The organism is Microvirga puerhi (assembly GCF_020089865.1).
Taxonomy (GTDB): Bacteria; Pseudomonadota; Alphaproteobacteria; order Rhizobiales; family Beijerinckiaceae; genus Microvirga; species Microvirga puerhi.
Window position 1 is genome coordinate 159,729 of record NZ_JAIRBM010000007.1, and the last position, 26,289, is coordinate 186,017.

Genomic DNA, 26,289 nt, shown 5'->3' on the forward strand with positions numbered 1-26,289 from the left:
GGAATGCTTTCGCCCGGTCTTGCCTGCGCAAGACCGGGCGAAAACTTTAAGCAATCAGCTAAGTGGACTTAGCGTTGCGCCTGATTTTGCCCCTGGAGCAGAGGTGTGATCCGACGGATGGTGACGCGACGGTTCTGCCGCTCCGGACCCTGCGTGTTCACCTTCAAGTACTGCTCGCCGTACCCTTGAGTCGTGAGGTTTTCGGCGGGAATGTTGAAGCGCTGGGTCAGGATCGTCGCCGCTGTCTCGGCGCGCCGGTCCGACAAGGTCAGGTTGTCCTCGTCGGAACCCACGGCATCCGTGTGACCCTCTACGAGGAAGATCTCATTCGGATTCCGGGAAAGGGCACGCTGGATCGCCTGCGCGATCCCCGTCATGGCGCCGATCTGATACTCGGGCAGTGACCAGGAGCCGGTGTCGAAGGTCACCGTGTCGAGATCGACGCGGCGCATCCTCTCGCGCAGCGGCTCGCTTTGCCTGATCTCGTCGAGCGTATAGGCCCGCTCGATCCGGTCCACCGGCGGCGCCGTGAACGCCTCGATCAGATCGTCCTCGGAGGCATCCTCTACGTCGACGATGTACTGCTCGCGCGGGATGCGCACCACCGGAGGCGGAAGGCGCACGACGTCCTCGACGAAGTAACCGCCCGGCTGACGGCCGCGCTGATTGTCGATCAGCACCACCTCTCGACCGGCGGGTTCACGCCGCACGCGGCGCAGCAGATTGCCGTTCTGGTCGCGGACGGTGATGATCTCGGAACCGTCCGGCCGCCGAATGATCGTGACGTCTTCCGCGCCACGGCGCTCCTGACGAATATCGGCATCACGATAGGTCCGCCGAAACCGGTCGGTCTCGTCGTGACGGATGATGACCCGATCGCCTTCGCGGATGATGGTCCGGTCGCCGGGCTCCTCAATGATGACGCGGCGGCCGCCTTCCTCCGTCCGCTCGCGCCGCTGCTGGCGCAACTGGTCGATTCGGCCCTGCTGAAAGGCTTCGAAGCTCTGCGTGTCCTGGTTCAGAGGCCGGCGCGCCTCGATCGGGGCGCCGGGGGGCGGGGCCTGGAGGGCAGGTTGCGATGGCGCCGTCTGACCGGGTGCAGGGGCCTGGGGGCGAACACCCTGCTGGGTAGGAACCGGCGAAGGAGCGGCGGTCGGAGCCTGGGGCGGCACCGGGGCGGGCGCGCGTTGCGGCGAAGCGGTTCCCGCAGCAGGCGGCGTTGCGGGGCGCGGCGCCGGGCTGGTCTCGATGGCCTGTCCCGGAGCCGTCGGTGACGGACGTGCGGTTGGCCGCTGCTCCGGAGCTGCGGTAGGAGCAGCCCTTGTCGCTGGCGGTGTGGGCTGCTCGGCGGTCGGCGCGGTGCGGCGCTGACCCTCTGCGGGAGGGGTCGGGGCAGGCGGTGTCGGAGACGGCGCGGCTCCACGCTCCGCCGCTGGGGCCTGAGGCCGTTGCGGCTGATCCGGACGTCGCTCCTCCTGCCGTTGCGGTCCGGCCTGGCGCGGGGCGGCACCCGGTGCAGTGCGCTCGCCCGGCTGGGGCGGCTGGCGCTCAGGAGCCGAAGGCCTCTCCTCCGATGCGGCCGGCCGATTGGGTTGCGGCATCGGCGCAATGGCAGGCGGTGCCGGACGTCCCGCAGGCGGTTCGGCGTTATCGCCTGGTCCAGCGGCGCGAGGCGGCCGCGGTCCCCCACGCTCCTGAGGCGGACGTTCTTCTCCTGCGGCACCATGGCCCCGCTCTCGTCCGGGAGGGCCGCGGCGCTGGGGCGCGGCTTCGCCGGAATCGGTTTTGTCGTCTCCGGGGCGGACTCGCGGCGGCATCTCGCCTGGCGATGCCTGGGCCAGGGTAAGCGCCGGTGGCTGTGGCTGCTCTGCAGCGGCGACAGGGAAGGCAAGGAGGGGCAGGGCGGTGCCCGCGAGAAGCAATGTTGTTAACTTCATGATCCCGTTTCAAAATTATTATGGGTTGAGGGAGCTGAAACCTGAAGCATACGATTCTGTTCCAATTTTGAGCGGCCAAGGTTGCTGCCAAATTCGCGAAAAAGGCTGGCGATGTTCTTGAAAAATCTGGCAGATCGGCCGTTCAATCACTACATTAGATGCTCTTGAAACCCCTGATTTCGGAAACGGTTTGGCTCCATGCAATGGACCGATGAGGGCATCGTGCTCGGTGCACGGAAGCACGGCGAAACGAGCGTTATCCTCGAATTGATGACCCGCGAGCACGGCCGCCATCTCGGCCTCGTCCATGGCGGCCGATCCAAGTCCCTGCAGCCGGTGCTCCAACCAGGCAATAGCGTCCATGCCACCTGGCGGGCGCGCCTCGACGAGCATCTCGGAAACTTCCAGGTGGAGGGGCTGGACATGCGGGCGGCGCACCTCATGGGCTCGCCGCTCGCCCTCTACGGCTTGGCGACCATGGCTCACCTGGTCCGCTGCCTGCCGGAGCGTGATCCTCACGAAGCGCTCTATGAAACCTTGGCAGTTCTGGTCGATCACCTCGACGACCCGGATCTCGCGCCGGCCCTGTTCGTCCGTTTCGAACTCGCCATGCTGGCGGAACTCGGCTTCGGGCTCGACCTGTCGTCCTGCGCGGCCACGGGCGCACGGAACGATCTCATTTACGTCTCGCCAAAAAGCGGCCGGGCCGTCAGCGCGGCGGCCGGCGAGGCCTATAAGGACCGTCTGCTCCGGCTGCCGGGTTTCCTGATCGGCCAGAGCCGGTCCAACCGGCCTGCGGAAGCCGACATCAGGGATGGATTTGCACTCACGGATTTCTTCCTGCATCAGAACGTGTTCGATCCTCGGGGCCAGTCGGCGCCCGAGGAGCGGGCCCGTTTCGTGGCCCTTGCCACGGCAGAGGATCTTTGAGTTTGTTTCTGTTATGTTCTCATTTAAACCAGAAGATTGATTCGCTTCAGGGGACTGTGACACATGGGTAAGGTCGTCAATCCGCCGACCGGCGGCGAGATTGAAAACATTCAGCTGAAGGACGCGCTTGAGGAGCGGTATCTCGCCTACGCGCTGTCCACCATCATGCACCGGGCGCTTCCGGATGCGCGGGACGGGTTGAAGCCTGTCCATCGCCGCATCCTGCACGCCATGCGCCTGCTGCGGCTCGATCCACGCAATGCGCCCAAGAAATGCGCCCGCATCGTCGGCGACGTGATGGGTCAGTATCACCCGCACGGCGACCAATCGATCTATGATGCTCTCGTGCGCATGGCCCAGGATTTCGCCCAGCGCTATCCGCTCGCGGAGGGGCAGGGCAATTTCGGAAACATCGATGGTGATAACGCTGCGGCCATGCGCTACACCGAGGCGCGGCTGACAGAGGTCGCTCGTCTCCTCCTCGAAGGAATCGACGAGGACGCGGTGGATTTCCGCGAGACCTACGACCAGGCGAACGAGGAGCCGGTTGTGCTCCCGGCAGCCTTCCCCAACCTTCTCGCCAACGGCTCGCAGGGCATCGCGGTCGGCATGGCGACCTCGATCCCGCCGCACAATGCGGCGGAACTGTGCGACGCGGCGCTTCATCTCATCGTCCGCCCCAAGACGACATCCGAGGAGTTGGTTCAGCAATTCGTGCAGGGGCCCGATTTTCCGACCGGCGGCATTGTCGTCGACACGCCGGAATCGATCGCCGAGACTTATCGTACCGGGCGCGGCTCCTTCCGCGTGCGAGCTCGCTGGACGAAGGAAGACCTTGGCCGCGGCAACTGGCAGATCGTTGTCACCGAGATCCCCTATTCGGTGCCGAAATCGCGCCTGATCGAAAAGATCGCCGAACTCCTGCAGGAAAAGAAGCTGCCGCTGCTGGCCGACGTCCGCGACGAATCCGCCGAGGATATCCGCGTCGTGCTAGAGCCGCGGGCCAAGACGGTCGATCCGATCATTCTCATGGAGTCGCTATTCAAGCTCACCGAGCTTGAGAGCCGCATCCCCATGAACGTGAACGTGCTCGCCGGCGGCAAGGTGCCGAAGGTGCTGGGGCTGGCGGAGTGCCTGCGCGAATGGCTCGACCATCGCCGCGAAGTGCTGATCCGCCGTTCGAGCTTCCGGCTCGCCGCCATCGACAAGCGCTTGGAGATCTTGGGCGGCCTGCTCATCGTCTATCTCGACCTCGACCGGGTAATCAAAATCATCCGCGAGGAGGACGAGCCGAAGCAGGAGCTGATGCGTGTCTTCAAGCTCACGGAGATCCAGGCCAACGCCATTCTCGACACGCGCCTGCGCTCTTTGCGCAAGCTTGAGGAGATGGAGCTCAAGCGCGAGCAGAAGACACTCCAGGAAGAGAAGGCCAAGATCGAGAATCTACTGGGCTCCGAAAAGGTGCAGTGGAAGACCGTGACGGCGGAGATCAAGGAAGTTCGTAAGACCTTCGGGCCGGACACGGCTCTGGGCAAGCGTCGCACGACTTTCGACCAAGCGCCGGACACCTCGGACATCGATTTCGCGGAGGCGATGGTCGAGCGCGAGCCGATCACCGTCATCGTATCCGAGAAGGGCTGGATTCGCGCGATGAAGGGCCATGTGGCCGATTTGTCGGGCGTGCAGTTCAAGGGCGACGATGCCCTCAAGACGGCATTTTTCGCCGAGACGACCTCGAAGATCATCGTCGTGGCCACGAACGGCCGCTTCTTCACGCTGGAGGCTTCGAAACTTCCAGGTGGCCGCGGCTTCGGGGATCCCATTCGTCTGATGGTCGATCTGGAGGAGGGCGCCGATTTCATCGCCGCCTTCCCGTACCGGGCTGGTTCGAAGCTTCTTGTCGTCAGTGCGGATGGGCGCGGCTTCATCGCTCCGACCGACGACGTCACCGCGAATACCCGCAAGGGCAAGCAGATTCTCAATCTCGATGCTCCGGCTCAGGCGGTGGTCTGCACGGACGGCGAGGGCGATCACGTCGCCATCGTCGGCGAGAATCGCAAGCTCCTGATCTTCCCGGTGAAACAGATGCCGGAGATGAGCCGCGGCAAGGGCGTGCGCCTCCAGCGCTACAAGGATGGCGGTGTTTCCGACGCCAAGGTCTTCAGGCTGAAGGAAGGCCTGACGTGGAAGGACACGGCCGGAAGGACCTGGACCGTGGCCAAGGAGGACCTCCGCGACTGGATCGCCAACCGCGCCGAGGCTGGCCGCTTGCCGCCAAAGGGCTTCCCGAAGAGCAACAAGTTCGGGGACTAGCTCAGACCCCTCCGGCCGCCCTTGTTGCGCCACGGCCGGCTATGCTCGAAGGGCGGCTGAAGCCGTTCTTCCGGCTTGCATTTTGGCGCTTCACCCCCTATATGCGCGATTATTCCACACGCGGAGCCTGCTTCATGAGCCATGAAGCGTCCCGGTGGCCGGTTGGTCCGGTCCACTGCTCCGCGGAGGCTTAACCGGAGAAAAACTATGGCGCTTCCTGATTTCTCGATGCGTCAGCTGCTGGAAGCTGGCGCTCACTTTGGCCACCAGGCCCACCGCTGGAACCCGAAGATGGGTCAATACATCTTCGGCACCCGCAACAACATCCATATCATCGATCTGGCCCAGACGGTCCCGATGCTGCACCGCGCTCTCCAGGCCGTCAGCGACACGGTGGCCAAGGGCGGTCGCGTGCTGTTCGTCGGCACAAAGCGTCAGGCTTCCGACTCGGTCGCCGACGCGGCCAAGCGCTCGGCTCAGTACTACGTGAATTCCCGCTGGCTCGGCGGCATGCTGACCAACTGGAAGACGATTTCGGGCTCGATCCAGCGTCTGCGCAAAGTCGACGAGATCCTCGCCGGCGGCGGCCAGGGTCTCACCAAGAAAGAGCGTCTCATGCTCGCCCGCGAGAAGGAGAAGCTCGAGCGCGCTCTGGGCGGCATCAAGGATATGGGTGGCACGCCCGACCTGATCTTCGTGATCGACACCAACAAGGAGCAGCTGGCGATCCAGGAGGCGAAGCGCCTCGGCATCCCGGTGGCTGCGATCGTCGATACGAACTGCGACCCGGACGGCATCACCTTCCCGGTTCCGGCCAATGACGACGCTGGTCGCGCGATCTCGCTTTACTGCGATCTCGTTTCCCGCGCCGCTCTCGACGGCATCTCCCGCAGCGCGGGCGCCATGGGTATCGATATCGGTGCATCCGAAAACCCGATGGCCGAGGAGCTTCCGGCTGGCGATGCCGGCGCTGCTGCCGACCAGGAAGAGCAGTTCGAGCGCCTGGCGGCTCCGCGCGGCGCCCCGGACGATCTCACCAAGCTCACGGGCGTCGGCCCGCAGCTTGAGAAGAAGCTCAACGAGGCTGGTATCTTCCACTATTGGCAGCTCTCCGCCGCAAAGCCTGCGGATGTCGAGCAGCTCGATAAGGACCTGAAGCTGAACGGTCGTGTCGACCGTGACGGCTGGATCAATCAGGCCCGTTCGCTGATCGAGGCGGCGTAAGCTGTCCTGGCGTCGATGACTCTGGCGCTCATGACGGCGCCTCGCGACTGAAAGTGATCAGCCCGGCGTTCTCTGGACGCCGGGCTCCCCATATGTACGAACCTGCGAAAGGACGAGCCATGGCGAACATTCCCGCTGCGATGGTGAAGGAGCTGCGCGATAAGACCAGCGCCGGCATGATGGACTGTAAGACGGCCCTCAACGAGACCAACGGCGATATCGAGGCGGCTGTCGACTGGCTCCGTAAGAAGGGTCTCTCCAAGGCCGCCAAGAAGGCTGGCCGCGTCGCTGCCGAAGGCCTCGTGGCCGTCGAGTCTTCCGGCCACACGGCTGCGATCCTCGAGGTCAACTCCGAGACGGACTTCGTCGCCCGCAACGACAGCTTCCAGGCTTTCGCCCGCGAGGCGGCCAAGATCGCCCTCATGGGCGACGGCACCATCGAGTCGCTCGAGGCTGCTCACTTCCCGGGTTCGCAGACCACTATTAAGGACCGTCTGCAGGAGCTGATCGCCACCATCGGCGAGAACATGACCCTGCGCCGCGTCGCCAAGCTGACGGTCTCGAACGGCGTCATCGCGACCTATGTGCACAACGCGGTCAGCGACGGACTGGGCAAGATCGGCGTCCTCGTGGCGCTGGAATCGGAAGGCGACGTGGATGCGCTGAGCGCCCTTGGCCGGCAGATCGCCATGCACGTGGCGGCTACCAATCCGATTGCGGTCGATGCGTCCGGCATCGATGCGGCCACGGTCGAGCGTGAGAGCGCGATTCTTCGCGAGAAGAATGCCGGCAAGCCCGATCACGTTCTGCAGAAGATCGTCGAGAGCGGTCTGAAGAGCTACTATAAGGAAGTCACCCTCCTTGAGCAGTCCTTCGTCCACGACCCGTCCAAGACCGTAACGCAGGTTCTTAAAGAGGCCGAGTCCAAGGCCGGTAAGCCGGTCGCTCTCAAGGGCTTTGTTCGCTACGCCCTCGGCGAGGGCATTGAGAAGGAGGAGGCTCCGGACTTCGCGGCCGAGGTGGCCGCAGCAGCCGGGGGCAAGGCCTAAGACCTCGTTATCCCTTCGAAACGGCGGCTCTTCAGCCGCCGTTTTCATGAGAGCCGGAGAATGCTTCACTTAACGTAAGGGGCAGCCGGCTCGGGCGGGCATATCATCCACAACAACGAGAGGTCTGGCAGTGACGACATTCCGGCGCATCCTGGTGAAGCTTTCCGGTGAAGCTCTGATGGCTCCCGACGGCTACTGGCTCGATCCTCAGACCTTATCGGGCCTTGCCGATGATCTCGCCAATGCGACCCGCGCCGGGTTCGAGATCGCCGTGGTGATCGGGGGTGGCAACATCATTCGGGGTGCTCGCATGAGCGCAGCCGGCTGGATCGACCGTCCCACAGCCGATTCCATGGGCATGTTGGGCACGGTGATGAATTCCCTCGCCATCGAGACCGCGTTGAACGCCGCCGGCGTCTCGGCGCGCACCATGGCAGCGGTCTCGATGCCGACGATTTGCGAGACCTACGCCCGTCAGCCCGCTCTGCATCATCTGGACAAGGGCCAGGTCGTCGTTCTCGCAGGCGGGACCGGCAATCCGTTCTTCACGACCGATACGGCGGCGGTATTGCGCGCCGCGGAGCTGCGCTGCGACGCGGTTCTCAAGGCGACGCAGGTCGACGGAGTCTATTCGGCCGATCCGAAGAAGGATCCGAAAGCCATTCGTTTCGACCGCCTGACCCACGACGAAGCCATCGCCAAGGACCTGAAAGTCATGGACACGGCAGCTTTTGCCCTGGCGCGCGAGAGCCGGCTGCCGATCATCGTCGGTTCCGTCCATGCGCCGAGCTCCGTGACGGCAATCCTCAAGGGCGATGTGCGCTCGACCGTCGTCGCCCCTTGATGCAACCCTCAGGGAAGCGTAAGCCCGTTGGAATAGTTCGAGTTGGGATGAGACAAGATGGCAACGACTTTTGACCTAGAAGACGTGAAGCGCCGCATGCAGGGCGCCATCAACGCGTTCAAGCACGACCTCGGCAGCCTTCGGACCGGCCGCGCCGCGCCGAGCCTTCTCGACCCGATTCAGGTCGACGCCTATGGCTCCATGCTGCCGATCACCCAGGTTGCGACCGTCAGCGTTCCGGAGCCGCGTCTCCTCAGCGTCCAGGTCTGGGATCGGGGCATGGTGAATGCCGTCGAAAAGGCGATCCGCGAATCGGATCTCGGCCTCAATCCGCAGACGGAAGGTCAGGTCATTCGCCTGCGCATTCCCGAGATGAACGAGCAGCGCCGCAAGGAGATGGTGAAGGTCGCCCATAAATACGCGGAAGAAGCCCGCGTTGCGATCCGCCACGTCCGCCGCGACGGCCTCGATCTCCTCAAGAAGCTCGAGAAGGACGGCACCGTCGGTGAGGATGATGCCAAGCGGCAAAGCGAGCAGGTTCAGAAGGCAACCGATCATTTCGTGGCCGAGGTCGAGACGCATCTGACCTCCAAGGAAAAGGAAATCATGCAGGTCTGAACCCCAGGCCGCGTGAAAACATGCCCATGAATGGAGAAGCGAAGCGTTCGGTTGCGGCCCTTCCCGGCGGAGATGCGGGGGAGGGAATGCCTGCGCACGTCGCCATCATCATGGACGGCAATGGGCGCTGGGCCGCCAAGCGCGGCCTGCCCCGGTTCGAAGGGCACCGCCGTGGCGTCGAGGCGATCCGGCGCGCTGTCCGGACGGCGCGCGAGCTCGGCATCCGTTACCTCACCGTCTATAGCTTCTCGGCGGAGAACTGGCGCCGACCGGCGCAGGAGGTCTCCGATCTGATGGGCCTCCTGAAGCTTTTCGTGAGACACGATCTCGCCGACCTTCATGCGCACAACGTCCGCGTCCGGATCATCGGTGAACGGGAAGGGCTGTCGTCCGATATTCGCCCGCTTCTCGATGAAGCGGAGCAGCTCACCCGGCACAACACGGGTCTGACTCTCGTTATCGCCTTCAACTACGGCGGCCGGCAGGAGATCGTGAGCGCCATGCGGGCCCTGGCTCGCAAGGTGCAGGACGGGCTTCTGGATCCCGAGGCGATCGATACGGGCCTGATCGAGGCTCATCTCGACACGGCGGGCATTCCGGACCCGGATCTCGTGATCCGGACCTCCGGAGAGCAGCGGGTCTCCAACTTTCTGACTTGGCAGACAGCCTATTCGGAATTCGTCTTCGTCCCGGACTACTGGCCCGATTTCGACGAAACTACATTCCGCGCCGCCCTCGAAGAGTATTTCAAGCGTGACCGCCGTTTCGGCGGTCTGAGCGCCAGGGCGGTGTGATCATGGCGGCGGATGAGGGCGCGTCCCTTCCCCCTGGTACTGTCAAGAGGCCCCCAAGCGAGCTCGCGAAGCGGGTCGTTTCCGCGATCGTTCTGATTCCTCTTGCGCTGTATACCGCCTATCAGGGCGGCTGGGCTTTCGCTCTGTTCTGGCTCGCGGCCGGCATCGCCATGATGGTCGAGTGGACGAACATGACCCGCGTGGAGCCGCGCTATCCTGTCCAGATCGTTCAGGGTCTCGGTCTCGTTGCTCTGACCGTCGTGCTTCTTCGGGACATGTCGCTTGCGACGGGTTTCGCCATTGCCGTCGTGACGGCGCTGCTCGGAGGCCTGATTGCCCGTGGCACGCAAGGCCGGCTCTGGGCCGTCAGCGGCTTCGCCTATGGCGCGATCATTGTTCTTGTCCCGCCGCTCGTGAGGGCTCACCCGTTCCTCGGCCTCGTCGGGCTCCTGTGGATGTTCGCCGTCGTCTGGGCGACCGACATCGCCGCCTATTTCACGGGCCGGACCTTCGGCGGACCGAAATTGTGGCCGCGCGTCAGTCCGAAGAAGACCTGGTCGGGATTCTTCGGCGGCTTGGCGGCCGGTACGCTCGGCGGATTCCTGGTCGTCTGGGGATCTCAACACCTCGGCTGGATCCAGCCCTTCAGTCTCCGCAACACGGTGCTTTTGTCGATTGTCGCGTCGATCGCGAGCCAGCTCGGCGATCTTGGAGAATCGGCGCTGAAACGGCACTGCGACGTCAAGGATTCTAGCCATCTGATACCCGGCCACGGAGGAGTGATGGACCGCCTCGATGGTTTCTGGGCGGTCTCTCTTATTCTCGGCGCGGTTCTCCTGGTCGCCCGACTGGCAGCATAGGACGCATGACACGGACTCTGACTATTCTCGGGGCCACCGGATCCATCGGCCGCTCCACGGCGGATGTGGTGCTAGCGCACAGGGACGAGCTTCGCGTGGAGGCGGTGGTCGGCGGCCATGATGCGGAAGCCCTGGCGCAAACAGCCCGGAAGCTTGGGGCCCGTTTCGCAGCTCTCGCAGACGAAAAGGGTGGGGCGGCCCTCAAGGAGGCGCTCTCCGGGTCCGGTATCGGGTCCGGCGCCGGCGCGGCCGCCGTCAGCGAGGCGGCTGAGCGGGATGCGGACGTGGTTCTCGCCGCCATCAGTGGAACGGCCGGCCTGCGCCCGACCGAGGCAGCCCTAAAGCCCGGGCGGCGGATCGCACTCGCCAACAAGGAAAGTCTCGTTTGTGCCGGAGAGGCCTTCATGGCCGAGACCCGGCGTCTCGGCGTCGAGATTCTGCCCGTCGATTCGGAGCACAACGCTCTGGACCAAGCCCTCGCGGCTGGCCGCAACGGCGACGTGGAGAAGGCGATCATCACAGCCACGGGAGGGCCTTTCCGGACCTGGAGCCGCGAGCGGATCGCCGCGGCGAGCCCGGCCGAGGCCTCTGCGCACCCGGTCTGGTCCATGGGATCGAAGATCAACATCGATTCCGCAACCCTCATGAACAAGGGGCTCGAGCTGATCGAAGCCCATCACCTCTTCGGTCTCGAGGCTGAGCGGCTCGACGTGCTCGTCCATCCGGAGGCGATTGTCCACGGGCTCGTACAATGGTCGGACGGCGCCGTTACGGCTGGGCTGGCCCTTCCCGATATGAGAGTTCCCATTGCCAACGCCCTGCGGCATCATGAGCGTCTTGTGATGCCGCTGCCCCGTCTCGATCTTGCCTCTATTGGCCGTTTAAGCTTCGAGGAGGCCGACGAGGCCCGCTTTCCGTGCCTTGCCTTGGCCAGGGCTGCGCTTCGGGCGGGAGGTGCGATGCCGACGATCCTCAATGCCGCCAATGAGATCGCCGTCGCGGCGTTCATGGCAGGTAAGATCGGATTTTATGCTATTTCTGAAAAGGTTGAGTTCGTGTGCTCAAGCTTTTCCGGAAGACGTCTGGCGGCACCGGCGACGATCTCGGATGCTTTGGCAATCGATGAGGAGGCTCGGGACGCGGCGCGGCAACTCATTCCGAAGTGAAGCGAGAATGGACGCGGCACGACCGGCGCGAAAGGAACGATGATGGATTGGCTTGCGACGATTACGGGAGCGACCGGCTCCTTTCTGCTGACGATCATTTCCTTTCTCGTCGTCCTGACGGTGGTCGTCTTCGTCCATGAGTTCGGACATTTCTGGGTCGGCCGCCGCTGTGGCGTCGGCGTCACCGCGTTTTCGGTCGGTTTCGGCCGGGAGCTTTTCGGTTGGACCGACCGTTACGGCACGCGCTGGAAGATCTCGGCGATTCCCTTAGGGGGGTACGTAAAGTTCGTGGGTGACCTGAACGCCGCCAGCGTTCCGAACCAGGATCAGCTTGCTCATATGAGCGCGGCTGAGCGCGCCGTCAGTTTTCCCCACCAAAATGTGCTTAAGCGGGCCGCCATCGTCGCGGCAGGGCCGATCGCCAATTTCATCCTGGCCATCGCGATTTTCGCCAGCTTCAACTACATCAGCGGCCGGCAGGTCCTGGAGCCGCGCATTGAGGCGGTCCAGTCGGGCAGCGCTGCGGAAAAGGCCGGCTTCCGGCCCCACGACCTCATTCTCTCCATCGACGGTCGGCAGATCGAGACCTTCGCCGATATGCAGCTCCTGGTCAGCTCCAGTGCCGGTGAAGCCCTGACATTCATGGTCGATCGGGACGGCAAGACGGTCACCTTGAGTGCCACACCGAACTTCGTCGAACGGCCGACCCCGTTCGGCAAGCAGCGGATCGGGCTGTTGGGCGTCGAGGCGTCCCGGGATCCGAGCGCCATCAAGCGACTCTCTTATTCTCCGTTGGGTGCCCTAAAGGCAGGTGCCGCCGAAACCTGGAATCTGGTGGATCGGACCCTGAACTTCATGCGCCGCCTGGTTCTGGGATGGGAATCCGCCGATCAGCTCTCCGGTCCCATCGGAATCGCCCGGGCTTCGGGCACCGCCTTCGATGTCGGCGGGGTATCGAGCCTTATCAGCCTGATCGCCTTCATGTCGGTTTCGATCGGACTCATTAACCTTTTTCCGATTCCGTTGCTCGACGGCGGTCATCTGCTTTTTTACGCCATCGAGGCCGTTCGAGGCCGTCCTTTGAGCGAAAAAGCCCAGGAAATCGGCTTCCGGATCGGTTTTGCCATCGTTGCGATGCTCATGTTGTTCGCAACCTGGAATGATATCGTTCACCTTGGCACAAGTTTTCTGGCTCGCGGAACGTGACAAGGACGCCACGCAGGATAAAAATGCTACTGTGTTGGGGAAAGCGCCGTTTGCAATAGCGGCGAAAGTTTGTACAAGCGGATCACACCGATAAGGTTGGGGGCCCCGACGTTCCCAGCCCGCGGAGCGATCCGTGCAGGACAAAAATTAAAGAGACGGGCCAGTTGATGATGTCGACGACCACGCCACGCCGGAAAAAGCCGGCCGCTACCGCCATGATTGCCGTCAGTGCAGTGATCGCGGGAATCACAGGAGCCGACAGTGCGTTTGCTCAGCAGGCTAGCCGCCGTGCTTCGGTAGCGCAGGGGCCGATCGTCAACCGCGTCGTGATCGAGGGCAATAAGCGCGTCGAGAAGGGCATGATCGAGGGCCAGCTTCAGGCCCGGGTCCGTGCCCCCTACGACCAGCGGACCGTCGATGCTGACGTTCAGCGTATCCTTGAAGTCTATCGCCAGCAGGGCCGTGGCCTGGCGCAGGTGACGCCGCGTATCGTCGATCTGCCCAATGGGACGGTCGATATCGTTTATACGATCGTCGAAGGCGACAAGACGGGCGTGAAGGAAATCCGCTTCGTCGGCAACAACCAGATTTCGTCGGGCCGCCTGCGCGGCGTCATGTCGACCACCGAATCGAACATCCTGAGCTTCCTCAAGAGCACGGACGTTTACGATCCGGCCCGCATTGCCAACGACCTGGAGCTGATCCGCCGCTACTACCTGAAGAACGGCTACGCGGATTTCCGCCTCCTTTCGAGCGACGTGCAGTTCGATCCCAATGCCGGCGGTTACATCGTGACCATCTCGGTAGAGGAGGGACCGCAGTACCGTCTCGGCAGCGTCAACGTTGATTCCCGTATCCCCGAAGTTCCGGCGGATGCTGTCCGTGGCGACCTGTCGACCTCGGCGGGCTCGACCTACAATGCTGATCTGGTGCAGCGCTCCCTGCAGGACATGACCACGGATATCGCCCGTCGCGGCTATCCCTTCGCTCAGGTCCGTCCCGTGGCGACCCGCGATCCTGCGACTCAGACGATCAATCTCGGCTACGTGATTGAAGAGGGGCCGCGGGTCTACATCGAGCGGATCAACGTCCGCGGCAATACCCGCACCCGTGACTACGTCATCCGGCGCGAGTTCGATGTCGGCGAAGGCGACCCCTACAACCGCGTCCTGATGGATCGGGCGGAGCGCCGCCTGAACAATCTCGGCTACTTCAAGACTGTTCGCATCTCCAACGAGCCGGGCTCTGCCCCCGACCGCGTGGTCGTGAACGTGGATGTCGAGGACCAGTCGACCGGTGCCTTCTCGATCTCCGGTGGTTACTCCACGCAGGACGGCCTCATCGGCGAAGTGGCTGTCACCGAGACGAACTTCCTGGGCCGTGGCCAGTACGTCCGCGTCGCCGGCCAGCTCGGCCAGCGCAGCAACGGCGTCGACTTCTCGTTCACGGAGCCGTATTTCCTCGGCTACCGCATGTCGGCGGGTATCGACCTGTTCTCGAAGTTCAGCGATCAGACCCGGTATTCGCGTTATGAGAACCGCGTCACCGGTGGTCAGTTGCGCTTGGGCCTGCCCTTTACGGAAGAGTTCACGCTCACCCTGCGCTACTCGCTGTATCAGCAGGATCTGAAGATCCCGAACGACTTCAAGCAGCCCTATAACGACTGCTCGCAGCCGATCCCGGGTTACACCCAGCTGAACCCCAATGGGACGCCGAACCGCTTCTTCTGCGAAGGCAACGGCGAAGCCTCGCTCGCGATCAAGGAATCGCAGGGCAAGACGCTGACCTCGCTCGCGGGTCTGACCTTCAACTACAACACACTCGACAACAACAAGGACCCGCGCAACGGCTTCTTCGGCGAGGTCAAGACCGACTTTGCCGGCCTTGGCGGCGATTCCCGTTACTTCCGCGCCACTGGCGATCTCCGCTACTACAAGGAGATCTGGGAAGACATCGTCGGTATCGCCCGCCTCCAGGGCGGTCACATTGTCGGCTGGGGCAACGAGAACAGGAATGGCGCCGGCGCAGGCGCTCAGGGCGGCGATCTGCGTATCGTCGACCAGTTCTTCCTCGGCCCGACACTCGTCCGTGGTTTCGCCACCAACGGCATCGGCCCGCGCGACATCTCGACCTTGGACACCAATTCGAACGCCATCGGCGGTACCACCTATTTCGGTGGATCGCTCGAAATGCAGTTCCCGATCTTCGGCGTTCCGCGGGAGCTCGGGCTCAAGGGTGCCGTCTTCGCCGATGCGGGTACGCTGTTCGGCTACAAGGGTCCGACGACCTTCGATACCAATGGCAACAGCATCATCGACGGCTTCAGCCCGACCGCCGGCTGCACTCCGTCGGCACTGGTCTCGCAGGAATGCATCGTGGTCCGCGACAGCCACAAGATCCGCTCCTCGGTGGGCGCCTCCATCCTGTGGAGCTCACCGCTCGGCCCGATCCGCTTCGACTACGCCATTGCCTTGTCCAAGGACGAGGGTCTCCCGGCGGCGAACGGAGCGAGGATCGGTGGCGACCGGACTCAGGCCTTCCGTTTCTCGGGTGGTACACGCTTCTAATCAAACGGAGAGGGCGCCGATGGGCGCCCTCGCTTCTTTTTCATGACAGATTTGAGTTTCTTTCCGCAAAACCAGACGCTTCTTTTGCGTCAGGTGGCGGAGATGGCCCGTGCAACGCTCCCCGACGGTGTCGACGGGGAGCTTTTGCTTCATGGGGCCGCCCCGCTCGAAACGGCAGGTCCTCTCGATATCGCTTATATGGACAATGCCGCTTATGGGGAGGCCCTGAGCCAGACCCAAGCAGGCGTTTGTCTCGTGACGCCCCGCTTCGCCGCCAAGGTCCCCAGCCAGACGGTCGCGATCGTCACGCCGCAGGCCTATCGCGTTTTCGCCCAGGTCCTGGCGCTGCTCTTCCCGAGTGCCATGCGGCCGGAATCGTCCTTTGCCGCCACCGGAATCTCGCCGGGCTCCTTCGTACATCCGACGGCTCGGCTCGAACACGGCGTGAAAGTCGATCCTGGCGCGGTGATCGGCCCTCATGCGGAGGTCGGCGCCGGGACCCTGGTCGGAGCCCATGCGGTTATCGGCGCGCATGTGAAGATCGGGCGAGACTGCTCCATCGCGCCGCATGTGAGCATTTCCCATGCCTATATCGGCAACCGCGTCATCCTGCATTCCGGTGTCCGAATCGGGCAGGACGGGTTCGGTTTCGCCATGGGGCCGCAAGGCCATCTGAAGGTGCCACAGGTCGGGCGGGTCATCATTCAGGATGATGTGGAGATCGGAGCCAATACCACGGTCGATCGGGGCGCAAGCCGCGATACGGTGATCGGGGAGGGCACGAAGATCGACAACCTGGTCCAGATCGCCCACAACGTGGTGATCGGGCGCCATTGCGTGATCGTGGCCCAGGTCGGCATTGCCGGCTCGACCACCATCGAGGATTATGTGGCGCTGGGTGGTCAGGTTGCGGTCAAGGGCCATTTGCGGATCGGCCAGGGCGCGCAGATCGCGGCCACCAGCGCCGTCAACGGCGATGTTCCGGCCGGGGCCCGTTGGGGCGGTATTCCGGCTCGCCCCGTCCGAGAGTGGTTCCGAGAGATCACCGCCCTGAAAAAACTTGCATCCAAGTCGGATTCCAGCGATTCCGCCACCAACGACGGTCCGTCTTCGTAACACTGAAGACGTCTTGAGCTCCGGAGTGAAAGACATGAGCGAGGCGCCCACGACGCTTCAGACAGCCGATATCATGCGGATCCTGGATCTGCTGCCGCATCGCTATCCGTTCCTTCTGGTCGATAAGATCATCGAAATCGACGGCGACAATTCCTGCATCGGCATCAAGAACGTCACGTTCAACGAACCGCAGTTCACGGGCCATTTTCCGACGCGGCCGATCTTCCCGGGAGTCTATCTGATCGAGGGCATGGCCCAAACCGCGGGCGCCATCTGCGTGGCGTCGCGGATCGCTCAGCAGGAGAAGCCCAAGCAGGTCTTCTTCATGACCATCGACAAGGTGAAGTTCAGAAAGCCCGTCGAGCCGGGTGACCGAGTCGAGTTTCATATGAAAAAGCTCAACAACCGTCGTAACATGTGGTGGTACCGCGGCGAGGCGAAGGTTGACGGCGCTATCGTCTGCGAGGCGGAAGTCAGCGCCATGCTGGTGATGGACTGATGGAATCCGTTATCCATCCCACTGCCGTCATCGAGGACGGCGCGAAGATCGGTCCGGGCGTCAAGATCGGACCGTTCTGCATGGTCGGCCCCGAGGTCGAGCTCGGAGAAGGCTGCCAGCTCCTCAGCCATGTGGCTGTTGCCGGACGCACCACGATCGGAGCACGGACCCGGATCTTTCCGTTCGCCTCCATCGGTCACATTCCCCAGGACTTGAAATATCGCGGCGAGCCTTCGACCCTGACGATAGGGGCCGATTGCATGATCCGCGAAGGGGTCACCATAAATCCCGGCACTGAGGGCGGCGGCATGCAGACCGTCATCGGCGACCGCTGCGCCTTCCTGGCCAATTCCCATGTCGGCCACGATACGAAGGTCGGCAGCGACGTGATCCTGTCCAACAACGTCATGCTCGCGGGCCATGTGACGGTGGGGGATTTCGTGATTTTCGGCGGCGGCTCCGCGGTCATCCAGTTCACGCGGGTCGGTTCCCATGCCTTCGTGGGCGGCATGTCGGGTCTCGAAAACGACCTGATTCCCTACGGCATGGCCATCGGCAACCGAGCCCATCTGGCAGGGCTGAACATCATCGGCCTGCGCCGCCGTGGCTTCACGCGTGAGCAGATCCACGAGATCCGGCGCGCCTATCGCCTCCTTTTCGCCGATGAGGGCACTCTGTCCGAGCGGGTGGAGGATGTGGCGGCCGAGTTCGACAGCCACCCCTTCGTCCACGAGATCCTCGATTTCATCCGCGCGGGCAAGGACAGGGCGATCTGTACGCCCCGGGACCCGATCGGGTCGGCCGGATGACCGGGGACGGCCCGATTGCGATCCTCGCAGGGTCAGGGCAACTCCCCATCCAGCTGGTCGAGCACCTCGAACGAAAAGGCGAGGATTGCCGCGTTCTGGCCTTCCGCGGCTTCGCGGCGCCCGAGCTGCGTCGTCGCGCCCAAGCGAGCGTCGATCTTCTCGACCTGAAATCCATCATGGCGACCCTCGAGGGTTGGCAGCCTAAGGCCGTCGCCCTGGTGGGTGCCGTGCGCCGGCCGGGCTTCTCCGCTCTGCTCGGAGCGTATTCCCTCTTGCGGAATCGCCAGGAAGTGAAGGAGGTCATTGCCCGCGGCGACGATCAGGTTCTGCGCGGTGCTGTGATGCTGCTGGAAGAGCGCGGCTATCGGGTCGTCGGCGCCCATGAGCTTGCTCCGGACCTCGTTGCTCCCTTGTCCCTGCACGGTCGCCATTTGCCCAGCGAGGATGACCGACAGGCGGTGGCGTTCGGGATCGAACTCCTTTCGTCGGTTTCCGCTTTCGATATTGGTCAGGCGGCGGTGGTGGCGCGGCGGCATGTCCTTGCCGTCGAAGGGCCGGAAGGTACGGATCGCATGCTGCACCGGGTTGCCGGCTTTCGCAGGTCCTGGTTCGGTCTGCGCCGACGCCGCGAGGGCGGCGTTCTGATCAAGGCGGCCAAGCGCGGGCAGGACCTGAGGGTCGACATGCCGGCCATCGGGCCGCGGACGATCGTCGAGTCCGCGCGGGCCGGGTTGTCCGGCGTCGCCATCGGAGCCGGTTCGACCTTGATCGTCGAGCAGGACAGAACCTTGAAGCTCGCTGACGATCTCGGCCTTTTCCTCATGGCGGTCGATCTGCCCTGGATGGAGAACGGCCATGGCGAATGAGGCATCGTCGCTCCGGATCTGGATCGTCGCGGGCGAGGAATCCGGTGATCAGCTCGGCATGAAGCTCATGCGGTCCCTCAAGGCGCGCCTCGGGGCCGATCGACTGCAATTCGAAGGCGTGGGTGGCCATGCCATGGAGCGAGAGGGGCTGAAGAGCCTTTTTCCCCTGACCGACATTGCCGTTATGGGGTTCTCCGCGGTCATCGCGCGCTTGCCGACGATCCTGCAGCGGATTCGCCAGACGGCAGATGCTGTCGTGGCGGCGAAGCCCGACCTTCTGGTGATCATCGACAGCCCAGACTTCACGCATCGGGTCGCGAAGGCGGTGAGGGCGCAAGCTCCCGGCATCCCGATCATCGATTACGTCAGCCCGTCGGTCTGGGCATGGCGCCCGGGACGGGCTGCGAAGATGCGCGCCTATGTCGATCACCTTCTGGCGCTGCTGCCGTTCGAGCCGGAAGCCCACCGGCGTCTGGGCGGCCCGCCGACATCTTATGTCGGGCATCCCCTGATCGAACGGCTCACCGAGATTCGTCCCGCACCGGGCGAGCGTGGAGCGAAGGCCGCAGAGCCTCTGAAGCTTCTCGTGCTTCCCGGCAGCCGGCGCTCCGAGGTGAGCCGCCTGATGGAGCCGTTCGGGCAGGCACTCGCGCTTCTGAAAGAATGCGCTCCGCGTCCGTTCGAGGTCACGATCCCGGCTGTGCCGCACCTTGCCGCCGAGATCCGCGAGCGGGCGCGTGAGTGGCCCGTGGTTCCCACCATCGTTGAGGGCGAGAGTGCGAAATGGACTGCCTTTCGCCAGGCGGATGCCGCACTCGCCGCCTCCGGCACCGTGACCCTGGAGCTCGGGCTCTCGGGCGTGCCCATGGTGGTCGCCTATCGCGTCTCGAAGATCGAGGAAGTGCTGAAGTATCTCATCAAGGCACATTCCATCGTCCTCACCAATCTGGTGCTGGGCGAGAACGTCATCCCCGAGTTGATCCAGTGGGACTGCACGCCGGAGAAGCTTGTCGATGCGCTTCTTCCACTTCTTTCGGATACGCCGGAGCGTCGTCGGCAGGAGGATGCGTTTCGGCGGCTGGACGATCTCATGCGGATCGGCGACGAGGCTCCGAGCGAGCGGGCGGCAAGGATCGTCGCTGAGGTGCTGTCGTCCAGACAGCGTGCGTAACCTGTCGCCTCGATCGTCATTCCGGGGCCGCGCAGCGGAGCCCGGAACCCATAGCCGCCGCGCTTTGCGGATAAGGTGCAGCGGCAGCCGCAACTCCTCATCCTGAACAGATAGGGTTTATGGGTTCCGGACTTGCCTGACGGCAATCCAGAATGACGGCACACATGAAAAAGGGGCCGAAAGGCCCCTTTTCTGTATCCATTTTCGAGCGATCTCACCCGCGCTGGGCGACCGTCACGTAGTCGCGCTTGGGCGAGCCGATATAGAGCTGACGCGGACGGCCAATGCGCTGGGACGGATCCTCGATCATCTCGCTCCACTGGGCGATCCAACCGACCGTGCGGGCGAGCGCGAAGAGCACCGTGAACATGGAGGTGGGGAAGCCCATCGCCTTGAGCGTGATGCCCGAATAGAAATCGATGTTCGGATAGAGCTTCTTCTCGAGGAAGTACTCGTCCTTGAGAGCGATCTGCTCGAGTTCTACCGCGACGTCGAGAAGCGGATCGTCCTTGATGCCCAGTTCGTTCAGCACCTCATGCGTGGTCTTCTGCATGATGCGGGCGCGCGGGTCGTAGTTCTTGTAGACCCGGTGGCCGAAGCCCATGAGACGGAACGGATCGTTCTTGTCCTTCGCCTTGGCGATGTATTGCGGAATGCGGTCGGGCGTGCCGATCTCTTCCAGCATCTTCAACGCGGCCTCGTTCGCGCCGCCATGGGCAGGCCCCCACAGACAGGCGATGCCCGCGGCGATGCAGGCGAACGGATTGGCGCCGGAGGAACCGGCGAGGCGCACCGTCGAGGTCGAGGCGTTCTGCTCGTGATCTGCGTGCAGGATGAAGATCCGGTCGAGCGCCCGCGAGAGCACCGGATTGACTTTGTATTCCTCGCACGGCACCGCAAAGCACATGCGCAGGAAGTTCGACGTATAGTCGAGATCGTTTTGCGGATACACGAAGGGCTGGCCGACGGAGTACTTGTAGGCCATCGCAGCGAGCGTCGGCATCTTCGCGATCATGCGCATGGAGGCGATCATGCGCTGCTGCGGATCCGAAATGTCGGTCGAGTCGTGATAGAAGGCCGAGAGCGCGCCGACCGAGGCCACCATGATCGCCATCGGGTGAGCGTCGCGCCGGAAGCCCTGGAAGAAGCGGTTCATCTGGTCATGAACCATGGTGTGGCGCGTGACGCGGTAATCGAAATCGGCCTTCTGGGCTGCGGTCGGCAGCTCTCCGTAAAGAAGCAGATAGCAGGTCTCGAGGAAGTCCCCGTGTTCGGCCAGCTGCTCGATGGGATAGCCGCGATAGAGCAGGACGCCCGCATCGCCATCGATATAGGTGATCTTCGACTCGCAGCTTGCCGTCGAGGTGAAGCCCGGGTCATAGGTGAAGGCACCGGTCTGACCGTAGAGCTTGGAAATATCGACGACACTGGGACCGATCGTGCCGTTCTTTACCGGCAACTCGACCGACCTGCCGTCAAAATTGAGCGTGCTGGAATTGGTGCTCATACGTCTTCGCCCTTTCAACAAGAGGCCGGGCAGAACCTAGGGCAGCCCTGGGTCAGGAGAAGGTCTTCTCTTCACAGGCTGCCGAACCGAGGTCGCCGGTCGGTAGGAGGATGGCGTTGGGTAGCTTATCCGTGGGGGAGGGGCAAGCACGTCTAAAGGAGAGTGCGCCTGCTATGCAGCAGGCGCAGCACTGAGCTGGTCGCGCAAGCGAGACAAGGTTTCGTCCTTGCCGAGCACGGCCATCACGTCGAAGAGACCCGGTGACGTCGCGCGGCCGGTCAGGGCAGCACGCAGCGGCTGCGCGACCTGACCGAGCTTTGCACCGATCGCCTCGGCATGTTCGCGGACCACCGCCTCCACGCTTGCCGCAGACCAATCCTGCAGCGCTTCCAGTTTGACGTCGATGCCGGCAAGGCGCGACACGCCGTCGGCGAGCAGGCTCTTTGCCTTTTCGTCGAGATGAAGCGGCCGCGCGGCATAGAGATAGTAGGCGCTGTCGAGGAGTTCGACGAGCGTCTTGGCGCGCTCCTTCAGGCCCGGCATGGCTGCAACGAGCTTCGACCGCAGGGCTGGAGTGAACTTGCGCCCGAGATGATGCTCGTCACCATCGAGTTCCGGCAGAAGCTGTTCCAGGGCATCGACGAGCTCCACATCGCTGCTCTGGCGCATGTAGTGGCCATTCAGATTCTCGAGCTTGGCGAAATCGAAGCGGGCCGGCGAGCGGCCGATATTCTTGAGATCGAAGGCGTCGATCATCTCCTGCGTCGAGAAGATCTCCTGATCGCCATGGCTCCAGCCGAGGCGGACGAGATAGTTGCGGAGCGCGACCGGCAGATAGCCCATGCTGCGATAGGCTTCGACACCGAGCGCGCCATGACGCTTCGAGAGCTTGGCGCCGTCGGGACCGAGGATCATCGGCACGTGGGCCATGTTGGGGACGCTCCAGCCCAAGGCCTGATAGATCTGCGTCTGGCGGGCGGCATTGGTGAGATGGTCGTCGCCGCGGATCACATGGGTGACATCCATGTCATGGTCGTCGACCACCACCGCGAGCATGTAGGTGGGCGTCCCGTCGGAGCGCAGCAGGACCAGATCGTCGAGGTCCTTGTTCTGCCATACGACGCGTCCCTGAACCTCGTCCTCGACGACGGTCTCACCCTCGGTCGGGGCCTTCAAACGGATCACCGGCTTGACGCCTGCTGGCGCCTCAGATGGGTCGCGGTCGCGCCAGCGCCCGTCATAACGAAGCGGGCGGCCCTCGCGGCGGGCCGTCTCGCGCATCTCTTCGAGCTCCTGCGGGCTTGCATAGCAGTAATAGGCGCGGCCCTGGGCAAGGAGCGACTCGGCGATCTCACGATGCCGTCCCGCACGGGCGAACTGATAAACGACATCCCCGTCCCAGGAGAGCCCGAGCCAACTCAGGCCGTCGATAATGGCCTGAATGGCCGCCTCGGTTGACCGTTCGCGATCCGTATCCTCGATGCGCAGGAGCATTTTGCCGCCATGCCGCTTGGCATAGAGCCAATTGAACAGGGCCGTGCGCGCTCCGCCGATGTGCAGGAAACCGGTGGGAGAGGGGGCAAAGCGGGTGACGACGGTCATCGGCGTAAGAAACCTTGGCAAGAAGCGGGGCGGGCCGGAGCGGACACCGCGGGAGTTATCGACTCACATCCACAGGGTGGACTTGGCCGAAACGTGGCGTCGTCTAACATGTAATCCACCCTGACGTTAAGCCGCAGCGATGGCCGAGACCGAGACAAGTGAGCTAAACCGCCTTCTGCGCTCCAGAGCGCGGGCGGTTGCTCTTTCTCCCAGGCGGGCCTTGACGGCTTCCTGGCCAGTTCCAATCAATTTCCCGGATGTGCCGGCCTGGATCGGGCGGGAATTCGCGATCGACGTGGCGCAGCGGCGGTTGTTCCCCTGGATCGCCGTGTCCTTCGGCCTCGGCATCGTTCTGTTCTTCCAGGCGGAGGAGCCTGCGCTCTGGGCGCCTCTCGTTTGTTTCGTTCTGAGTTTGATGGCTGCGTGGTTCGCGCGTCGCAGCCTACCGGCTCTGGCTCTGCTGATCGGACTCGCCGCCCTCTCAGCGGGGTTTGCCGCTGGCGTTGTCCGAACCCGGTCGGTCGCGGGACCGGTTCTGACACGGATCACGATCGCAGCCGTCTCAGGCTTCGTCGAGACTGTCGAGGATCGCGGCCAGGATCGGAGGATCCTCCTGCGGCTGGTCTCGCTTCAGGGGATGGCTGCGTCCGACCTGCCGAAATTCGTCCGGGTCAATGCCCGCAAGGGCGAGGGGCTGGCTCCGGGCCAGTTCATCGAGGCCAAGGCGCGGCTTTTGCCGCCGCCTCAACCGGCCTGGCCGGGAGGCTATGATTTCGCGCGGGACGCAAGGTTTCGGGAAGTCGGCGCTGTCGGATCGCTCCTTGGGGCGCCGAAGATCATTGCACCGCCGCAGGGCACGCCATGGTTTCTTGCCGTTACGGCAGGAATCGATGCGGCGCGCAATGCCCTGACACAGCGGATCGCGTCGGCGATCGGCGGCCCAGCGGGGGGCGTCAGTGCGGCCCTGGTCACTGGCAAGCGCGGCCTCATCGGCGAGCCGACAAACGACGTGCTCCGCGCGGCGGGAATCTATCACATCGTGTCGATCTCGGGCCTTCATATGGTGTTGGCCGCCGGCACGTTCTTTTGGCTCATCCGCGCTTTTCTGGCGCTCTTTCCCATCGTCGCACTGCGCTGGCCGGTGAAGAAGATCGCGGCTGTCGCGGCGATGTTCGGTGCGACCGCCTATGGCCTGTTTACCGGCTCCGATGTAGCGACTGAGCGCTCGCTGATCATGACGCTAGTCATGTTCGGTGCCGTTCTTGCCGACCGGCCCGCACTGAGTATCCGCAACCTTTCGGTTTCCGCTCTGCTCGTTCTCGCGCGGGAGCCGGAGGCGCTGCTGGGGCCGAGTTTTCAGATGTCGTTCGGGGCGGTCGCGGCACTGACGGCATTCGCCCCACTGCTGACGTTGAAGCCATCACAAGGCCAACCCGTGACGGCGCTGGGCCGCGCCCTTCATTGGAGCTTCCATCAGATCTGGGGCCTCTTCGCTACGACGCTGATTGCAAGTTTGGCGACCGCTCCGTTCTCGGCCTACCACTTCCAGACGATCAATCCCTATGGGCTGATCGGCAATGCCCTGGCACTGCCTCTGGTCTCGGTGGTGGTTATGCCGGCGGCGGTGCTCGGCGTCCTGACATATCCGTTCGGCCTCGATCGGCCCATATGGCAGGTGATGGGCCTCGCCGTGAACCAGGTGCTCGATGTCTCCGCCTGGGTCGGGAGCTTCAGCGGCGCCACGATGGTCATGCCGGCCTTGAGCATCCTGGCCTTCGGATTCTTGAGCGCCGCGCTTCTCATATTAACCGTGCCTGCATCGTCGTTCCGTTGGCTCGCGGTTCTGCCGATAGGAGCAGGCTTGGCCACCGCTGCTCCGATCCGCTACGACGTCTTCATCGATCGGGAGGCGGCAGGAGCGGCCATCCGCGATGCAAGCGGCACTTTGACTGTGGTCGGCAAGCCGTCCGCCTTCGTGACCGAGCAATGGCTCAGGGCCGATGGCGACGGGCGCAACGCAGATGACGGGGGCTTGAGGCGGCAAGCTCGATGTGACAGGAGCGGCTGCGTCGTCGAGGGACCGGAGCAGCGCTCCATCGCCTTCGTTCAGGACGTTTCAGCCTTCGAGGAGGATTGCCGCCGCGCCGTCGTGATTCTCACACGGCTCAAGGCGCCGACTCGTTGCGAGGCCGGTCTTGTGCTGGATCGTGATGCGTTGGCTTCACGGGGAGCAACAGTTCTTCGCTTCCGCGACCGGGATACGATCGAAGTCCGGTCCGTGCGCAAGGGGAGCGAAGTCATCGCGCTACGCCGCGCATCAACGGATGATGCTGCCGCAACCATACTTCCGAACCGGCCGATGGAGAAACGGCCAGTTCCGGAGCAGGATCTTCCCGACGAGGAGATCAGTAGCGACGAACGAGACTGACGAGCTTGCCCTGGATCTTCACCCGATCCGGGCCGAGCACGCGGGTCTCATAAGCCTGATTGGCAGCCTCCAGCGCAATCGACGAGCCGCGGCGACGGAAGCGCTTGAGGGTTGCTTCCTCATCGTCGATGAGCGCCACGATGATGTCGCCCGTATTGGCCGTGTCCTGCCTGCGGATCACCACCAGGTCGCCGTCGAGGATGCCGGCTTCCACCATCGAGTCGCCACGGACTTCGAGGGCGTAATGCTCGCCCTGGGCAAGGAAGTCGTGTGACAGCGTGATGGAGTGGCTGCGGTTCTGGATGGCCGAGATCGGCGTACCAGCCGCGATCCGGCCCATGACCGGAATGGAGATGTCGCGGGTCTTTTCCTCCACCGGAGCCGGTGCCGCCTTCGCCTTGCCGGCAAGGCCGCCCTCGACCACGCTCGGGGTGAAACGCTTCTGGGTGGCTGCGCCGCCCACGGTCTCGGGAAGACGAAGCACTTCGAGGGCACGCGCCCGATTCGGCAGGCGGCGGATGAAACCGCGCTCCTCCAGGGCAGTGATCAGACGGTGGATGCCGGACTTGGATTTGAGGTCGAGGGCGTCCTTCATTTCGTCGAAGGACGGCGGAACACCGGATTCCCGCAGCCGCTCATGAATGAAGCGGAGCAATTCGTGCTGTTTACGCGTCAGCATGGCTGGCCCTTACTGCTCCGCAGAGGAGCGATTCTGAAAACAAAGCAGGAACAGGTTAGCTGTTCTTGCTGTGTTCTGCAAGTCTATGGCTACGCTCCGATAAC

Annotated in this window: 21 protein-coding genes; 17 read left to right on the plus strand and 4 right to left on the minus strand. The window is 63.6% G+C overall.

All coding sequences use genetic code 11. The annotated features are described in order from the left end of the window. Window positions 1-68: 68 nt before the first annotated feature. Complete coding sequence (locus K9B37_RS11540) at window positions 69-1,937, minus strand: OmpA family protein (protein ID WP_224313227.1); 1,869 nt, start codon at window positions 1,935-1,937, stop codon at window positions 69-71. 198 nt (window positions 1,938-2,135) lie between these two features. Here K9B37_RS11540 and recO point away from each other — a divergent pair, with 198 nt between their 5' ends. From recO to lpxB, 16 genes are all read left to right on the plus strand, one after another. Beyond that, window positions 2,136-2,867 carry a DNA repair protein RecO gene (gene recO / locus K9B37_RS11545; protein WP_224313228.1) on the plus strand — a complete coding sequence of 244 codons (732 nt, stop codon included), beginning with the start codon at window positions 2,136-2,138 and terminating at the stop codon, window positions 2,865-2,867. A gap of 63 nt (window positions 2,868-2,930) precedes the next feature. After that, window positions 2,931-5,180, plus strand: coding sequence for a DNA topoisomerase IV subunit A (gene parC / locus K9B37_RS11550; RefSeq protein ID WP_224313229.1), 2,250 nt, complete (start codon window positions 2,931-2,933; stop codon window positions 5,178-5,180). 207 nt (window positions 5,181-5,387) lie between these two features. Then, window positions 5,388-6,404, plus strand: coding sequence for a 30S ribosomal protein S2 (locus K9B37_RS11555; RefSeq protein WP_224313230.1), 1,017 nt, complete (start codon window positions 5,388-5,390; stop codon window positions 6,402-6,404). 119 nt (window positions 6,405-6,523) lie between these two features. Next, window positions 6,524-7,453 (plus strand): translation elongation factor Ts, encoded by a 930-nt coding sequence (tsf, locus tag K9B37_RS11560; protein WP_224313231.1) that lies wholly within the window; start codon window positions 6,524-6,526, stop codon window positions 7,451-7,453. A gap of 130 nt (window positions 7,454-7,583) precedes the next feature. After that, a complete protein-coding gene (gene pyrH, locus K9B37_RS11565) occupies window positions 7,584-8,297 on the plus strand; it encodes a UMP kinase (protein ID WP_439651716.1) in 714 nt (237 codons plus the stop codon). Window positions 8,298-8,354: 57 nt separating this feature from the next. Next, window positions 8,355-8,915, plus strand: a complete 561-nt coding sequence (gene frr, locus K9B37_RS11570; protein WP_224313232.1) for a ribosome recycling factor — start codon at window positions 8,355-8,357, stop codon at window positions 8,913-8,915. A gap of 86 nt (window positions 8,916-9,001) precedes the next feature. Continuing rightward, on the plus strand, window positions 9,002-9,709 hold the full coding sequence (locus K9B37_RS11575; protein ID WP_224313233.1) for an isoprenyl transferase: 708 nt from the start codon (window positions 9,002-9,004) through the stop codon (window positions 9,707-9,709). 2 nt (window positions 9,710-9,711) lie between these two features. Continuing rightward, window positions 9,712-10,569 (plus strand): phosphatidate cytidylyltransferase, encoded by an 858-nt coding sequence (locus K9B37_RS11580; protein ID WP_224313234.1) that lies wholly within the window; start codon window positions 9,712-9,714, stop codon window positions 10,567-10,569. A gap of 5 nt (window positions 10,570-10,574) precedes the next feature. Next, window positions 10,575-11,735 (plus strand): 1-deoxy-D-xylulose-5-phosphate reductoisomerase, encoded by a 1,161-nt coding sequence (gene dxr, locus K9B37_RS11585; protein ID WP_224313235.1) that lies wholly within the window; start codon window positions 10,575-10,577, stop codon window positions 11,733-11,735. A gap of 42 nt (window positions 11,736-11,777) precedes the next feature. Further along, complete coding sequence (gene rseP / locus K9B37_RS11590; RefSeq protein WP_224313321.1) at window positions 11,778-12,941, plus strand: RIP metalloprotease RseP; 1,164 nt, start codon at window positions 11,778-11,780, stop codon at window positions 12,939-12,941. Window positions 12,942-13,108: 167 nt separating this feature from the next. Next, the gene (gene bamA, locus K9B37_RS11595) at window positions 13,109-15,508 is read left to right on the plus strand and encodes an outer membrane protein assembly factor BamA (RefSeq protein WP_224313236.1); all 2,400 of its coding nucleotides are present in this window, start codon (window positions 13,109-13,111) and stop codon (window positions 15,506-15,508) included. A 42-nt stretch (window positions 15,509-15,550) separates the two neighbouring features. Further along, on the plus strand, window positions 15,551-16,624 hold the full coding sequence (lpxD, locus tag K9B37_RS11600; RefSeq protein ID WP_224313237.1) for a UDP-3-O-(3-hydroxymyristoyl)glucosamine N-acyltransferase: 1,074 nt from the start codon (window positions 15,551-15,553) through the stop codon (window positions 16,622-16,624). Between the two features lie 34 nt (window positions 16,625-16,658). Then, window positions 16,659-17,123, plus strand: a complete 465-nt coding sequence (gene fabZ, locus K9B37_RS11605) for a 3-hydroxyacyl-ACP dehydratase FabZ (protein ID WP_224313238.1) — start codon at window positions 16,659-16,661, stop codon at window positions 17,121-17,123. Then, a complete protein-coding gene (lpxA, locus tag K9B37_RS11610) occupies window positions 17,123-17,932 on the plus strand; it encodes an acyl-ACP--UDP-N-acetylglucosamine O-acyltransferase (RefSeq protein WP_224313239.1) in 810 nt (269 codons plus the stop codon). The genes fabZ and lpxA overlap by 1 nt, the downstream gene beginning before the upstream one ends. Further along, the gene (locus K9B37_RS11615) at window positions 17,929-18,798 is read left to right on the plus strand and encodes an LpxI family protein (protein ID WP_224313240.1); all 870 of its coding nucleotides are present in this window, start codon (window positions 17,929-17,931) and stop codon (window positions 18,796-18,798) included. Before lpxA ends, K9B37_RS11615 begins: the two co-directional genes overlap by 4 nt. Beyond that, window positions 18,788-19,969, plus strand: coding sequence for a lipid-A-disaccharide synthase (gene lpxB, locus K9B37_RS11620; protein WP_224313241.1), 1,182 nt, complete (start codon window positions 18,788-18,790; stop codon window positions 19,967-19,969). The genes K9B37_RS11615 and lpxB overlap by 11 nt, the downstream gene beginning before the upstream one ends. Before the next feature lie 214 nt (window positions 19,970-20,183). On the opposite strand, the gene gltA is transcribed toward lpxB, so the two are convergent. Continuing rightward, a complete protein-coding gene (gltA, locus tag K9B37_RS11625) occupies window positions 20,184-21,476 on the minus strand; it encodes a citrate synthase (RefSeq protein ID WP_224313242.1) in 1,293 nt (430 codons plus the stop codon). Window positions 21,477-21,647: 171 nt separating this feature from the next. After that, window positions 21,648-23,078: a glutamate--tRNA ligase gene (gene gltX / locus K9B37_RS11630; protein ID WP_224313243.1), complete on the minus strand. Its 1,431-nt coding sequence runs from the start codon at window positions 23,076-23,078 to the stop codon at window positions 21,648-21,650. A 220-nt stretch (window positions 23,079-23,298) separates the two neighbouring features. On the opposite strand from gltX, the gene K9B37_RS11635 reads away from it, so the two are divergent. Then, entirely contained in the window at window positions 23,299-25,506 is a 2,208-nt protein-coding gene (locus K9B37_RS11635) for a ComEC/Rec2 family competence protein (protein WP_224313244.1), read from the plus strand. Here K9B37_RS11635 and lexA read toward each other — a convergent pair. Beyond that, window positions 25,484-26,185, minus strand: coding sequence for a transcriptional repressor LexA (gene lexA, locus K9B37_RS11640; protein ID WP_224313245.1), 702 nt, complete (start codon window positions 26,183-26,185; stop codon window positions 25,484-25,486). The two genes, K9B37_RS11635 and lexA, sit on opposite strands and share 23 nt — an antisense overlap. Window positions 26,186-26,289 lie beyond the last annotated feature (104 nt).